General features: G+C 70.5%; 13 protein-coding genes. 2 read left to right on the forward strand and 11 right to left on the reverse strand.

Annotation, left to right across the window (positions count from 1 at the left end):
• Positions 1–11: 11 nt before the first annotated feature.
• The 6 genes from LLS1_RS04250 to rplU all read right to left on the reverse strand — a co-directional run bounded on the left by LLS1_RS04250 (position 12) and on the right by rplU (position 4,648).
• Positions 12–248, reverse strand: coding sequence for a hypothetical protein (locus tag LLS1_RS04250; protein WP_223360802.1), 237 nt, complete (start codon positions 246–248; stop codon positions 12–14).
• Between the two features lie 53 nt (positions 249–301).
• The gene (locus LLS1_RS04255; protein ID WP_223360801.1) at positions 302–1,570 is read right to left on the reverse strand and encodes a glutamate-5-semialdehyde dehydrogenase; all 1,269 of its coding nucleotides are present in this window, start codon (positions 1,568–1,570) and stop codon (positions 302–304) included.
• A gap of 9 nt (positions 1,571–1,579) precedes the next feature.
• Positions 1,580–2,422 carry a glutamate 5-kinase gene (gene proB / locus LLS1_RS04260; protein WP_226653746.1) on the reverse strand — a complete coding sequence of 281 codons (843 nt, stop codon included), beginning with the start codon at positions 2,420–2,422 and terminating at the stop codon, positions 1,580–1,582.
• Positions 2,419–3,969, reverse strand: coding sequence for a GTPase ObgE (gene obgE / locus LLS1_RS04265; protein WP_226653747.1), 1,551 nt, complete (start codon positions 3,967–3,969; stop codon positions 2,419–2,421). The genes proB and obgE overlap by 4 nt, the downstream gene beginning before the upstream one ends.
• A gap of 82 nt (positions 3,970–4,051) precedes the next feature.
• On the reverse strand, positions 4,052–4,309 hold the full coding sequence (rpmA, locus tag LLS1_RS04270) for a 50S ribosomal protein L27 (protein ID WP_223360798.1): 258 nt from the start codon (positions 4,307–4,309) through the stop codon (positions 4,052–4,054).
• Between the two features lie 30 nt (positions 4,310–4,339).
• A complete protein-coding gene (gene rplU / locus LLS1_RS04275; RefSeq protein ID WP_055916382.1) occupies positions 4,340–4,648 on the reverse strand; it encodes a 50S ribosomal protein L21 in 309 nt (102 codons plus the stop codon).
• Between the two features lie 263 nt (positions 4,649–4,911).
• On the opposite strand from rplU, the gene LLS1_RS04280 reads away from it, so the two are divergent.
• A complete protein-coding gene (locus LLS1_RS04280; RefSeq protein WP_226653748.1) occupies positions 4,912–5,187 on the forward strand; it encodes a DUF4031 domain-containing protein in 276 nt (91 codons plus the stop codon).
• Between the two features lie 44 nt (positions 5,188–5,231).
• Here the strand turns inward: LLS1_RS04280 and LLS1_RS04285 are convergent, their stop codons facing one another.
• Positions 5,232–7,820, reverse strand: a complete 2,589-nt coding sequence (locus LLS1_RS04285; protein ID WP_226653749.1) for an Rne/Rng family ribonuclease — start codon at positions 7,818–7,820, stop codon at positions 5,232–5,234.
• A gap of 303 nt (positions 7,821–8,123) precedes the next feature.
• On the opposite strand from LLS1_RS04285, the gene LLS1_RS04290 reads away from it, so the two are divergent.
• The gene (locus LLS1_RS04290; RefSeq protein ID WP_226653750.1) at positions 8,124–8,741 is read left to right on the forward strand and encodes a vitamin K epoxide reductase family protein; all 618 of its coding nucleotides are present in this window, start codon (positions 8,124–8,126) and stop codon (positions 8,739–8,741) included.
• Positions 8,742–8,823: 82 nt separating this feature from the next.
• Here LLS1_RS04290 and ndk read toward each other — a convergent pair whose 3' ends face one another.
• The 4 genes from ndk to ileS are packed head-to-tail and all read right to left on the reverse strand — an operon-like array spanning position 8,824 to position 14,361.
• Positions 8,824–9,246 (reverse strand): nucleoside-diphosphate kinase, encoded by a 423-nt coding sequence (gene ndk / locus LLS1_RS04295; RefSeq protein ID WP_223360794.1) that lies wholly within the window; start codon positions 9,244–9,246, stop codon positions 8,824–8,826.
• Positions 9,243–9,662 carry a DUF4233 domain-containing protein gene (locus LLS1_RS04300; protein WP_223360793.1) on the reverse strand — a complete coding sequence of 140 codons (420 nt, stop codon included), beginning with the start codon at positions 9,660–9,662 and terminating at the stop codon, positions 9,243–9,245. The genes ndk and LLS1_RS04300 overlap by 4 nt, the downstream gene beginning before the upstream one ends.
• Positions 9,659–11,035 (reverse strand): folylpolyglutamate synthase/dihydrofolate synthase family protein, encoded by a 1,377-nt coding sequence (locus LLS1_RS04305; RefSeq protein ID WP_226653751.1) that lies wholly within the window; start codon positions 11,033–11,035, stop codon positions 9,659–9,661. Before LLS1_RS04305 ends, LLS1_RS04300 begins: the two co-directional genes overlap by 4 nt.
• Entirely contained in the window at positions 11,032–14,361 is a 3,330-nt protein-coding gene (gene ileS, locus LLS1_RS04310; protein WP_226653752.1) for an isoleucine--tRNA ligase, read from the reverse strand. The genes LLS1_RS04305 and ileS overlap by 4 nt, the downstream gene beginning before the upstream one ends.
• Positions 14,362–14,444: the final 83 nt, after the last annotated feature.

Below are 14,444 nucleotides of genomic sequence, written 5' to 3' on the forward strand. Positions count from 1 at the left end.
GCCCGGAAGGGTCAGTGTCCCTGGTTCGGGTGCCCGCTGCCGTGGTGCGTCGCGCCCGGGGCGCCCGCGTGCGACGCGGCGTCGGGAGCGGCCTTGTGGCTGTGCCGGTTGGCGACGTCCTTGTAGCTGAACACCACGATCGCGAGCACCGCGAAGACGGCGAGGGCGATGGCGCCATAAGCCCAGGTGGGCATCGGCAGCTCGACGTGGGTCTCGGCCTCCGCGAGGACGGTCGTCAGAAATGACATCGGGGTTCTTCCTTTCCGGTGGGCGCTGGCCCGCCGATCAGTCTAGCGGGCGGTCAGCCGCGGATCTGCCCGGACCCGCGGACGATCCACTTGGTGCTCGTCAGCTCCGGGAGACCCATGGGGCCGCGGGCGTGCAGCTTCTGGGTCGAGATGCCGACCTCGGCGCCGAAGCCGAACTCCCCGCCATCGGTGAAGCGGGTGGAGGCGTTCACCATCACGACGGCGGAGTCCACCTCGCCCAGGAACCGCTCGGCGTTCGCGAGGTCGTTCGTGATGATCGATTCCGTGTGCTGCGTCGAGTAGCGACGGATGTGGTCGATCGCCTCGTCGAGGTCGTCGACGACCTTCACGGAGATGTCGAGGCTCATGTGCTCGGTCGCCCAGTCCTCCTCCGTGACGGGGACGCCGGCGACCGCGTACGGAAGCGCCCGCTCGTCGGCGTGCACGGTGACCCCGGACTCCGCGAGGGCGGTGAGCACGGGAGGGAGCAGCCGTTCGGCGGCCCCTCGGTGCACGAGCAGTGTCTCGACGGCGTTGCAGACGCTCGGCCGCTGCACCTTGGCGTTGAGGACGATGTCGACCGCCCAGTCCTCTCGCGCGCTCTCGTCGAGCACGATGTGCACGACGCCGGCCCCGGTCTCGATGACGGGCACGGTGGACTCGGTCACCACGGTGCGGATGAGATCGGCACTGCCCCGCGGGATGAGCACGTCGACGTAGCCGCGCGCCCGCATCAGCTCGCCTGCGCCCGCCCGGCCGAACTCGTCGACGGTCTGGACCGCCGCGGCAGGCAGCCCGGCGGTCGCAAGGGCCGACTGGATGACCTCCACCAGCACGCGGTTGGTCTCGATGGCCGCACTCCCGCCGCGCAGCACGACGGCGTTGCCGCTCTTGATCGCGAGCGCCGCGATGTCGACGGTGACGTTGGGGCGCGCCTCGTAGATCGCACCGACCACGCCGAAGGGCACGCGGACCTGGGAGATCGCGACGCCGTTCGGCAGGGTGCTCCCGCGCACGGCCTGTCCGACGGGGTCGGTCAGGCCGACCACCTCGAGCACCGCGTCCGCGAGCCCCTGCAGGCGGGCGGGAGAGAGCGTCAGACGGTCGAGCAGTCCCGTCGAGAGACCGTTCTCCCGGCCGTTCGCGAGGTCGAGCTCGTTGGCCGCCAGGATGTCGGCGGACGAGGAGAGCACGCCCTCCGCGATCGCCGTCAGGGCGGCGTTCTTCTGCAGCGTGTTCGCCGTCGAGAGCGCGAGCGAGGCGTGCTTGGCCGCGGCGAGCTTGTCGATGAGCGCGACGGGTGCGGCGGTGGTCTGAGACATGCTCTCAGTCTAGGACGCGACGGTCCCGGGAGTGACGGCCGAGAGAGCTCCCGTGACGCTCGGCACGCCGTCCGGCGCGGGGGCGAACCAGGTGCCGACGGGCTCGCCGCGCAGCGCCTCCGCCACGAGGGCCGTGGAGGTGAGCACGACGGCGGTCCCCCGTTCCGCGGCCTGACGCGCGGCGGACACCTTCGTGAGAGCTCCCCCGGTGCCGACACCGGACGTGCCCGTGGCGCCGATCTCGACACCGGCCAGCTCGTCGTCGTAGTCGACCCGCTCGATCCGCTCGGCACCGGGCTCCTGCGGGGGCTTCGTGTAGAGCGCGTCGACATCGGACAGCAGGACGAGCACGTCCGCCTCCACCAGCAGCGCGACGAGGGCGGCGAGCCGGTCGTTGTCCCCGAAGCGGATCTCGTGGGTCGCGACGGTGTCGTTCTCGTTCACGATGGGCAGGATGCGGAGGTCGAGGAGCCGCTCCATCGCCCGCTTGGCGTTGGTGCGGTGCGTCGGGGTCTCCATGTCCCCCGCCGTCAGCAGCACCTGTCCCGCGACGATCCCGTAGCGGTCCAGGCTGTCCTGGTACCGGTAGATGAGGACGTTCTGCCCCACCGCCGCCGCCGCCTGCTGCGTCGCGAGATCGGTGGGGCGCTCGGCGAGCGACAGGTAAGGGATGCCCGTCGCGATGGCGCCGGAGGAGACCAGGACGACCTGCGTGCCGCGCCCGTGCGCCTCGGCCAGGGCGTCGACGAGCGGCTGGATCTGCCCGGCGTTGTCGCCGCTGATCGAGGACGAGCCGACCTTGACGACGATGCGTCTGGCCGTGCGGATCCGGCTGCGGTCGTCGATGATCATTCCCGGCCCGTCTCCTCGCTGCCGCCCTCCGCGGCGTCGTCGTAGTCGTCGTCCTGCCAGAGGCCCGCTTCGCGCTCGCGGATCAGCTCGGCGCGCGCCTCGGCCTTGGCGTCCATCCGGTCGAAGTAGTCTTCGCGTCGCTGGTTGCGCGTGGGGCGCGCGTTCCCGTCGAGGCGGGTGTCCGTGCCGCGCGGGGAGGTGATCAGCTCGGCCGTGGAGGTGAGCGTCGGTTCCCAGTCGAACACCACGCCGTTGTTGCGGCCGATGACGACGGTCGAGCCCGCCACCGCGCCCGCCTTGAACAGAGCCTCCTCGACGCCCACCTTCGCCAGCCGGTCGGCCAGGAAGCCGACCGCTTCGTCGTTGGCGAAGTCGGTCTGCTGCACCCAGCGCTCCGGCTTGCCGCCGAGCACGCGGAAGACGGGACCGTCGGACCCGCCCTCGACCTTGACGGTGAACGGCATCTCGTCGACGGCGCGCGGGCGGATGACGATGCGCGGGCGCTCGGCCTCGAGCTGCGCCTGCTCGCGTCGTGCGTACTCGACGAGCTCGGCGAGGGCGAACGAGAGGGGGCGCAGGCCCTCGTGGCTGACGGAGGAGATCTCGAAGACCCGGTAGCCACGCGCTTCGAGCTCCGGCTTCACGAAGTCGGCCAGCTCGCGGCCGTCGGGGACGTCGATCTTGTTGAGGGCGACCAGCTGGGGGCGCTCGAGCAGCGGCAGCTGCCCGTCGGGCACCGGATACGCGGCGAGCTCGCCGAGGATGACGTCGAGATCGCTCAGCGGGTCCCGCCCGGGGTCGAGCGTGGCGCAGTCGAGCACGTGCAGCAGCGCCGAGCACCGCTCGACGTGGCGGAGGAACTCGAGCCCCAGGCCCTTGCCCTCGCTCGCGCCCTCGATGAGGCCGGGGACGTCGGCGATGGTGTAGCGCACGTCACCCGCCTGCACGACCCCGAGGTTCGGGTGCAGGGTGGTGAAGGGATAGTCGGCGATCTTCGGCTTGGCGGCCGACAGCGCCGCCACGAGGCTCGACTTGCCCGCCGAGGGGAACCCGACCAGCGCGACGTCGGCGACGGTCTTCAGCTCGAGGAGGATGTCGCCCTCCCACCCGGGCGTGCCGAGCAGGGCGAAGCCGGGCGCCTTGCGCTTCGGGTTCGCGAGGGCGGCGTTGCCCAGTCCGCCGATGCCGCCGGGCGCCACGACGTACCGGGTGCCCGGCTCGGTGAGGTCGATCAGCTCCTCGCCGTCGGCGCTCTTGACGACCGTGCCGACCGGCACGGCCAGCTCGAGGTCCTCGCCCTGGTGGCCGCTGCGATGGTCGCCCATCCCGAAGCCGCCGTTCTCGCTCGAGCGGTGCGGCGCGCGGTGGAACCCGAGCAGCGTGGTGACCTGCGGGTCGGCGACCAGCACGATGTCGCCGCCGTTGCCGCCGTTGCCGCCGTCCGGGCCGGCCAGCGGCTTGAACTTCTCCCGCCGGACCGAGACGCACCCGTTGCCGCCGTTGCCGGCGCGCAGATGCAACGTCACGCGATCAACGAACGTCGCCATGTGGTGCTCCCTTGTTCTGTCCTCAACGACGGATGGGCGGGCCGAAGCCCGCCCATCCGGAAAGTGGTGCTGGTGGTGGAGGCTACGCCTCGACCGCCACGATGTTGACGACCTTGCGGCCGCCCTTGCTGCCGAACTCGACCGAGCCCGCCGCCAGGGCGAACAGCGTGTCGTCGCCGCCACGGCCGACGTTCACGCCGGGGTGGAAGTGGGTGCCGCGCTGGCGGACCAGGATCTCACCCGCGCTGACGGTCTGGCCGCCGAAGCGCTTGACGCCGAGGCGCTGCGCGTTCGAGTCGCGGCCGTTGCGAGTGGAGCTCGCTCCCTTTTTGTGTGCCATGTCTTCTTCTCCTCGGGAGGTCCGGGTCGACTACTTGATGCCGGTGATCTTGACGCGCGTGAGCTCCTGGCGGTGGCCCTGGCGCTTCTTGTAGCCGGTCTTGTTCTTGAACTTCTGGATGACGATCTTCGGACCGCGCAGGTCGCCGAGGACCTCCGCCGTGACCTTCACCTTGGCGAGGGACTTGGCGTCCGAGGTGATCTTGTCACCGTCGACAAGCAGGACCGCAGCCAGCTCGACGTTGCCGTCCTTGTCGGCCTTGATGCGGTCCATCGTGACGATGGTGCCGACCTCGACCTTCTCCTGCCGGCCACCGGCGCGCACAACTGCGTAAACCACTTTCAGTACCTTTTCGTCGGGGAACAGCTCCCGGCGACCTGACGGCCCGGACCTGGTCCTACTCTTACTGTTCTCGGAAGTCACTGGCGAGTCCGGCGCCCCGTGGATCGGGGGCGGCTCTCAGAAAACCATGGTGTCGATCAGGGCGACGCCCAACACACACCAGCGGTCAACTTTACCCGAGGCCACTCTTCTCGTCAATTCAGCGAGGGGGCTCCGGGGCCGTGCAGCACCGTCGATGGCGCCGTTCCTAGAATCATTCTATGACGGTCTTGATCGATCCCCCGGCATGGCCCGCCCACGGCATGTTGTGGTCGCATCTGGTCAGCGACGCGTCGCTCGAGGAGCTCCACGCCTTCGCCGCCGCCAACGACATCCCCGCGCGCGCCTTCGACCGCGACCACTACGACGTCCCCGACCGCCGTCACGACGAGCTGGTGGCCGCCGGCGCCCTCGCCGTCCCCGGCAAAGAGCTCGTCACCCGGCTCATCGCGAGCGGACTGCGCGTCAAAGCACGCGACCGCGCCCGGAGGCACTGAGCCGGTCAGCGTCTCGGGACGCGGTCGCGTGTCTGCGTCGCGCGCTACTCGCCCGGGTGGGCGATCTCGCCACCGGCGATGACCGCCGTGCTGGCGCGCCGGCTGCGGCTGCGGCCCTGGCCCGGCTCCTTCGGCGCCGGAAGAGCGTCGAGCACCGAGTCGAGCAGTAGCGCGGCCTCCTGGGCGGAGGGGCGCTCGGCGGGCGCGGGCGCATCGTGCGGCTCGGGCAGGTCGATCAGCGGCACCAGCGTGCCGTCCTCCTCCGCGGCGGGAGCCGGCTCGAGGTCCGGGACGGCCGGTGCCTCTCCGGGGCGGACGTCGGCCGGAGCCTCGGCGTCCGGAGCCTCTGCAGCGGGAGCCTCTGCAGCGGGAGCCTCTGCAACAGGAGCCTGCTCGCCCGACGCGCCGCCCTTTCCCTTGCGGCGGCGCTTCTTCGGCGCCGGAGCGGCCTCCGCCGGTGCGGGCGCCGGTGCCTCCTCGTCGTGCGGATGGGCGTGGATGGTGGAGGCGGCGATCTGCGCGAGCGCGTTCTTCGCGTCGTCCGTGATGGCGTGCGTGCCGCCGTTCCCGGTGCCGTTCTGGGTCACGCCGGACACCGTCTGCGATCCGGACACGCCCCCGTTGCCGCGGCCTCGGCGGCGCTCGCCCTGGGGTGCCTGCTGCTGGGGCTGGCGGTGCTTCACGACCGGGTCGTGGTGCACGACGACGCCACGGCCCGCGCAGACCTCGCACGCCTCGCTGAATGTCTCCAGCAGACCGAGGCCGAGCTTCTTGCGGGTCATCTGGACCAGGCCGAGCGAGGTGACCTCGGCCACCTGGTGCTTGGTGCGGTCGCGGCTGAGGCACTCGATCAGGCGCCGCAGCACGAGATCGCGGTTCGACTCGAGCACCATGTCGATGAAGTCGACGACGATGATGCCGCCGATGTCGCGCAGCCGCAGCTGGCGCACGATCTCCTCCGCGGCCTCCAGGTTGTTCTTGGTGACCGTCTCCTCCAGGTTGCCGCCGGAGCCCACGAACTTGCCGGTGTTGACGTCCACCACCGTCATCGCTTCGGTGCGGTCGATGACGAGCGAGCCGCCGGAGGGCAGCCACACCTTGCGCTCGAGCGCCTTCTCGATCTGCTCCGTGATGCGGAACTCGTCGAACGCGTCGCGCTCTCCCGTGTAGGCCTCGACCCGGTCGAGGAGGTCCGGGGCGACCTGGCGCAGGTAGCTCTCGATCGTCTGGCGCGCGTCGTCCCCCGCGATCACGAGCTTCTGGAAGTCCTCGTTGAAGACGTCACGGATGATCTTGATCAGCAGGTCGGGCTCACTGTGGAGCAGGGCGGGAGCCTGCTGCCGCTCGACCTGCGCACTGATGTCGGCCCACTGCGCGGTGAGGCGGTTGACGTCGAGCGTCAGCTGCTCCTCGGTTGCCCCCTCCGCGGCGGTGCGCACGATCACGCCCGCACTCTCGGGGAGCACCTCCTTGAGGATCTTCTTGAGGCGCGAGCGCTCGGTGTCCGGGAGCTTGCGGCTGATGCCGTTCATCGAGCCGTTGGGCACGTAGACGAGGTAGCGGCCGGGAAGCGAGATCTGGCTGGTCAGTCGAGCGCCCTTGTGGCCGACCGGGTCCTTGGTCACCTGGACGAGCACGCGGTCGCCCGGCTTCAGCGCCAGTTCGATGCGGCGCGGCTGGTTGCCGGTCTCCACGGCGTCCCAGTCGACCTCGCCCGAATACAGCACCGCGTTGCGGCCGCGACCGATGTCGACGAACGCCGCTTCCATGCTGGGAAGGACGTTCTGCACACGACCCAGGTAGACATTGCCGATCAGCGACGCCTCCTGCGAGCGGGCGACGTAGTGCTCCACGAGCACCTTGTCCTCCAACACGCCGATCTGGATGCGGCCGCCCTTGGAGCGCACGATCATCTGGCGGTCGACGGACTCGCGGCGGGCGAGGAACTCGGCCTCGGTGATGACCGGGCGGCGGCGACCGGCGTCGCGACCGTCGCGGCGACGCTGCTTCTTGGCCTCGAGACGGGTCGATCCCTTGACTTTCTGCGGCTCGGTGATGAGCTCCGGCTCGCGCGGCGTGCGCACCTTGACTACGGTGTTCGCCGGGTCGTTCGCCCCCTCACGGCCCGACTCGCCGGCGCGTCGGCGCGACCGGCGGCGCACGGAGCCCGCCTGCTCCTCATCGTCGCCCGGGAGCGGTGGGAGGGGGACGATGTCCGGCGCCTGGAACAGCAGCGTCGTGGGCGGGAGGCCCGGGACGGCGGCAGCGACGGGCGCCTCCTCGTTGCCGTGCGGCTCCGGGAGCGCCGGCGGCTCGTGCGCACCGCGCTCGACCACCGCGTCGGCCTTCGCCCCCGTCGAAGTCTGAGCCTGCGTCGGCGTCGCCGCCTCCGCGATGGTCTCCGACTGCGTCACCGTCGTCGCCGAGGCGGTCACCACGTCGTCCTGCACCGTGGCGGAGGTCGGCCGCGCTGCGCGGGCTTCCGCCACGGTGTCCTGCTGTACCGAGGCCTGCTGCACGGGGGAATCGGTGGTGCGCTTCACCGCGCGCCGCGCTCCGAAGAGCCCCTTACGCTTGCGCCCTCCCGTCTCCGTGTCGTTGCCATTGCTGTCGATATTCTCGTTTTCCACCATCGCTGGTGCACTCCTCGACCGGTGCGGTTCCCCGCTCACCGGGTACTCTCCGTCGGAGCCGACACTCGGCCTGCCCCGTAATCCTTGCTCGGACACCGCCGGCTCGTGGCGCGGCGCGCATCCGGCTCTGTCTCCGCCGACCTCTTCGGCCGACCCTCACCGGGCGCCGGGGGCGCCCTCAAGCCTTCATTCGCACGTCTCCGGCCGGGCCGGTTCGACGTCCACAGACGATTATCGCATGACGCGCGCGCCGATGACCGTAGCTCCCAGGACGACGCGCGTGGCGCATGCCATAATCCGAGGGTGTCTGAACCTGCCGTCGCGGCCCCCTACCGGCGCCCCACCGTTCTTGCGGTCTTCCTGATCGCCGCCGGAGTCATCGGTCTGTGGGCCGCGTTCATGCTGACCGTGGACAAGTTCCACCTCCTCGAGAACCCGGACGCCCAGCTGTCCTGCAACTTCAGCGTGCTCGTGGGCTGCTCGAAGAACCTCAACTCCTGGCAGGGTTCGCTCCTCGGCTTCCCGAACCCGGTGCTCGGACTCGGCGGCTGGACGGCCACGATCGCTGTCGGCGTCGGGCTGTTCGCGGTCCGCGGTCGGTTCGCGCGCTGGTACTGGATCGCCTTCAATGTGGGCGTCGTGCTCGCGCTGGCGCTGGTCGTCTTCCTGATCACCCAGTCGCTCACCGTGTTGAACGTGCTGTGCCCGTGGTGCATGGTCACCTGGGCGGTCACCATCCCGACCTTCTGGGCGGTGACCCTCTACAACCTCAAAGAGGGGAACATCCCCGTCCCGGAGCGCGCCCGGCGCTTCTTCGCGGCCGCCTACTCCTGGGTGCCGCTCATCACGATCGTCTGCTATGCGATCGTCGCCATCCTGGCGCAGATCCAGCTCGACTGGATCCACCGCGCGTTCGTCTGAGCACCCGCTCGTCGCACGGCGAAGGGCCGCGGCATGCCGCGGCCCTTCGTTCGTCGTCGGCCCGTGCAGCCGACCCGCCGGCTCAGCCGAACCAGAGCGCGAGCTCGCGCTGCGCGGACTCGGGCGAGTCGGAGCCGTGCACGAGGTTCTGCTGCACCGCGAGGCCCCAGTCGCGAGCGAGGTCGCCGCGGATGGTGCCGGGAGCCGCGGTGGTCGGGTCGGTGGTGCCGGCGAGCGAGCGGAAGCCCTCGATCACGCGGTTGCCCGCGACGCGGAGGGCCACGATCGGGCCGGACTCCATGAACTCGACGAGCGGCTCGTAGAACGGCTTGCCCTCGTGCTCGGCGTAGTGCTTCGCCAGCAGCTCGCGGTCGGCCTGCAGCATCCGGAGGTCGACGAGCGAGTATCCCTTCGCCTCGATGCGTCGCAGGATCTCACCCGTCAGGCTGCGGGCGACCCCGTCGGGCTTCACGAGGACGAGGGTCTCTTCGACGGCGGTGGTCATGTGTTCTCCGTTCCGTTGTGGGCCGAGGCGGCCCGTTGGTTGCGGTCGATGCGGGCGGCCGCGATCATGCAGTAGGTCCACATGGCGGTGAAGATCGCCCCGACGATGAAGAAGGCGGGCACCAGGAATCCGGCGGCGACGACGGTGAGCTGCACGATCCAGCCGAGCACGACGCCCACCGGCCAGCGGAGGGTGCCGACCGCGAGGATCATGAGCACGATCACCGCCGCTCCCCCGCCCAGGGCGACCGCAGGCGGCAGTGCGCCCAGCCCGAACAGCACGAGGGCGCCGAGGAACACGATCACAAGCTCGAAGGCGAGCACGATCGAGCCGAGGCTCTCGCGGAGGCTGCGCGTGCGGCGGGCGCGGGGCGGCGGCCCGCCGGCCGCAGTGGACTCCGGAGGGGCGTCGCTCACGCGCCGTTCCCCTTCCACTCCTGGTCGCCCGCGTAGGCGATGGCGGCGCCCACCAGGACGATCGACCCGGTCACGACCACGGCGCGCCGGCCCGACTCGCCGGCCCAGTCGCGGGCGGACTCGAGCGCGTCGATCGCATCGCTGTAGACGATCGTCGCCTCGTCACCGACCTCGTCCCGCACGATGTCGCCGAGGTCCTCCGCGTCGAGCGCGCGCTCGCTGGCGGGCGCGGTGACGAAGAACCGGGTGGCGACGGGCGCCAGAGCGCGCACCACCCCCCGGGCGTCCTTGTCGGCGAGGCTGCCGATCACGAACGTCAGCTCGTCGAAGTCGAAGTACCGTCGCAGGGCCTCGGCGAGGGTGGAGGCGCCCGCCGGGTTGTGCGCGGCGTCGACGAGGACGGTCGGCTCGATGCCGATGAGCTGCAGGCGGCCGGGCGACGTCGCCGTCGCGAAGCCCTCCTCGACCAGGTCGGCCTTCAACGGCTGCGAACCGCGGCCGAGGAAGGTCTCGACGGCGGCCACCGCCACGGCGGCGTTCTGCGCCTGGTGATCGCCGTAGAGCGGCAGGAAGACGTCCTCGTAGGTCGCCGCGCGGCCGCGCACGGTCACGAGCTGGCCGCCGACCGCGACCTTGGTCGACGCGACGTCGAAGTCGCGCGGCTGCACGGCGAGGCTCGACTCGGTGAGAGCCGCGGCCTCCCGCAGTACGTCGAGCGCCTCGGGCACCTGCGCCGAGCTGACCACGTCGGCCGATGGCTTGATGATGCCGGACTTCGTGCGCGCGATCTCCTCGACCGTGTCGCCGAGCGCCATGGTGTGGTCGAGGGAGATCGGCGTGAAGACGGCCACCTGGCCGTCCCCGACATTGGTCGAGTCCCACTCGCCGCCCATGCCGACCTCGATCACCGCGACGTCGACCGGGGAGTCGGCGAAGATCGCGTAGGCGAGCGCCGTGAGCGCCTCGAAGAACGTGAGCGGCGCCTTGCCCTGCTCCTCCAGCTCGGCGTCGACGATCTCGAGGTAGGGCCGGATGTCCTCCCAGTTGCGCACCAGCTCCTCGTCGGAGACCGGCTGCCCGTCGATGACGATGCGTTCGGTGAAGGACACCAGGTGCGGACTGGTCAGCAGACCGGTGCGCAGCCCGTAGGCGCGCAGGAGGCTCTCGATGATGCGGCTCGTCGAGGTCTTGCCGTTGGTGCCGGTGATGTGCACGATCGGGTAGGCGCGCTGCGGGTCGCCCAGCAGTTCGACCGCCCGGCGGGTCGCGTCGAGCCGGCGCTCCGGGGCGCCCTCACCGACCCGCGCCAGCAGCGCCTGGTAGACCGCCTCCGCCTGCTCGTGCCAGTTCTCGGCCGAGATCTCGTCGCTCACGATTCCTCCATCTTCGTCACGCCGACGGTGAACGCGCCGGCGTTCGCGAACTGCCCGGCGGTGAAGCCCTTCTCGAACGCGGACGACGCGGAGCCCACGACGAGCTCGAGCGCCAGCGTCTCGGTCGCGATGTCCACATCGGCGGCGAGGTCGAGCGCGCGGGCGTCGTCCTCGTGATCGAAGGTGAGCACCAGCCGGATGCGGTCGCTCACATCGAGACCGGCCGCCTTGCGGGTGTCCTGCACGGCGCGGATGACATCGCGCGCGAGCCCTTCGGCCTCCAGCTCCGGGGTGGTGCGCGTGTCGAGCAGCACGAAACCGCCGCCGGGCAGGAGGGCGAGGGCGCTCGTGGCGTCGCCGTCGGTCTGGGCCGTCTCGAGCACCAGTTCGTACTCCCCCTCGACCAGCAGGATGCCACCGACCGTGACGACGCGGTCTTGCTCGCTCCAGTCGCCGGCTCGAGCGGCGCCGATCACCTGCTGCACCTGCTTGCCGAGACGGGGCCCGGCCGCGCGTGCGTTGACCGTCAGCTTGCGGGTGATGCCGTATGCGGTCGCGCTGTCGTCGTGCAGCTCGACCAGCTCCACCGCCTTCACATTGAGCTCGTCGCGCAGGATCGCCTCGAACGGCTGCAGGGCCGCGGAGTTCTCGACGACCACGGTGAGCGACGCGAGCGGGAGGCGGACGCGGAGTCCGGCCTGCTTGCGCAGCGACAGCGTGGTCGAGCTGATCGCGCGGATTCGGTCCATCGCATCGACCAGCGCGTCGTCCGCCGGGAACTCGGCGGCCTCCGGCCAGTCGGTGAGGTGCACGCTGCGGCCTCCGGTGAGGCCCTTCCAGATCCGCTCGGTGACGAGCGGCAGGAGGGGCGCCGCGACGCGCGTCAGCGTCTCGAGCACGGTGTAGAGGGTGTCGAACGCCTCGGCGCCGGAGCCGTCCTCTCCGACGCCCGTCCAGAACCGATCGCGGGATCGCCGGACGTACCAGTTGGTGAGCACGTCGGCGAAGTCGCGCAGCTTCGCCGCCGCGAGCGTCGAGTCGAGCCCTTCCAGGTCGTCGGTCACGGCCTCCACGAGGTCGCGCGTCTTGGCCAGCAGGTAGCGGTCGAGCACGTCGGTCGACTGCACCGAGCGCTTCGCCTCGTAGCCCGTCGCGTTCGCGTACAGGGAGAAGAAGTACCAGGTGCTCCACAGCGGCAGCAGCACCTGGCGGACGCCCTCGCGGATGCCTTCCTCGGTCACGACGAGGTTGCCGCCGCGCAGGACTGGGCTCGACATCAGGAACCAGCGCATCGCGTCCGAGCCGTCACGGTCGAAGACCTCGTTGACGTCGGGGTAGTTGCGCAGCGACTTCGACATCTTCTGCCCGTCGCTGCCCAGCACGATGCCGTGGCTGATGACGTTCGAGAACGCCTGCCGGTCGAAGAGCGCCGTCGAGAGGGTGTGCAGCAGGTAGAACCAGCCACGTGTCTGGCCGATGTACTCGACGATGAAGTCGGCCGGGTGGTGCGAGTCGAACCACTCCCGGTTCTCGAACGGGTAGTGCACCTGCGCGAACGGCATCGAGCCGGAGTCGAACCACACGTCGAGCACGTCGGAGATGCGGCGCATCGTCGAGCGGCCGGTCGGGTCGTCCGGGTTCGGGCGGGTGAGGTCGTCGATGAACGGGCGGTGCAAGTCGGGCTCGCCCGCGGCGTTGAGCGGCAGCCGGCCGAAGTCGCGCTCGAGCTCCTCCAGCGACCCGTACACATCGGTGCGTGGGTAGGCGGGGTCGTCGCTCTTCCACACCGGGATCGGCGAGCCGAAGTAGCGGTTGCGGGAGATCGACCAGTCGCGCGCCCCCGCGACCCACTTGCCGAACTGGCCGTCCTTCACGTTCTCCGGCACCCAGTTGATCTCCTGGTTGAGCTCGCTCATCCGGTCGCGGAACTCCGTGACGCGCACGAACCAGCTCGAGACGGCCTTGTAGATCAGCGGGTTCCGGCACCGCCAGCAGTGCGGGTACGAGTGCTCGTAGCTCGCCTGGCGCAGCAGTCGGCCCTGCTGCTTCAGGAGGGCCGTGAGCGGCTTGTTCGCGTCGAACACCTGCAGACCCGCGACGTCGGAGACCGCGGGCAGGAAGCGGGCGCCGTCGTCGACGGAGATGATCATGGGAATTCCGGCAGCCTCGGTCACCCGCTGGTCGTCCTCGCCGTAGGCAGGGGCCTGGTGGACGATGCCGGTGCCGTCCTCGGTGGTGACGTAGTCGTCGACCAGGATGCGCCAGGCGTCCTGCGTGCCATACGTCTCCGCGTCGGCGTAGTAGTCCCAGAGGCGGTCGTAGTGCACATCCTCCAGCTCGGCGCCGAGCAGGGTGCGCGAGACCGCGGCCTGGGCGTCGGCCGCGGATTCGTAGCCGAGGTCCTTCGCATAGTTGCCGAGCAGGTCGATCGCGATCAGGTACTCGCCGCTCAGCACCTCGTCGTCGGTCGCGCCGTGCGTGTCGGCGGCGCCGTGGGGGCCGGCCGGCACCACCGCATACGTGATCGCGGGGCCGACGGCGAGCGCCAGGTTCGTGGGAAGCGTCCACGGCGTCGTCGTCCACGCCAGCGCCCGCACACCCGTGAGGCCGAGCGCCTCGGCCTTCGCGCCGACCAGCGGGAAGGTGACCGTGACCGTCTGGTCCTGTCGCATCTTGTAGACGTCGTCGTCCATCCGCAGCTCATGGTTGGAGAGCGGCGTCTGGTCGCGCCAGCAGTACGGGAGGACGCGGTATCCCTCGTAGGCGAGGCCCTTCTCGTACAGCTGCTTGAACGCCCAGATCACGGACTCCATGTACGTGACGTCGAGCGTCTTGTAGTCGTTGTCGAAGTCGACCCAGCGCGCCTGGCGGGTGACGTACTCCTGCCACTCCTTCGTGTAGCGGAGGACGGAGTCCTTCGCCGCCTGGTTGAAGGCGGCGATGCCCATCTCCTCGATCTGGCTCTTGTCGGTCAGCCCGAGCTGGCGCTCCGCCTCCAGCTCCGCCGGCAGGCCGTGCGTGTCCCAGCCGAAGCGGCGGTGCACCTGCTTGCCGCGCATGGTCTGGAAGCGAGGGAAGACGTCCTTGGCGTAGCCGGTCAGCAGGTGGCCGTAGTGCGGGAGGCCGTTGGCGAAGGGCGGCCCGTCGTAGAACACCCACTCCGGCGCGCCCTCGCGGTTGGCGACGGAGGCGCGGAAGGTGTCGTCCTTCTTCCAGAAGGCGAGGATGCCGGTCTCGATCTCGGGCAGGACCGGGCTGGCGGGCACGTCCGAGCGCTGAGCGGCGTCGGCCGAGGCTCCGTCCGATGAGGGCTTGGGGTACGGCATCTCTCTCCTGGCAGGTTCACTGGTCTGCACGAGGACGCCGGCCGCTCGCGCGCCCGTCGCGGTACCACCCCGCTTGCCCCACC

Source organism: Leifsonia sp. LS1 (genome assembly GCF_020521355.1).
Taxonomy (GTDB): Bacteria; Actinomycetota; Actinomycetes; order Actinomycetales; family Microbacteriaceae; genus Leifsonia.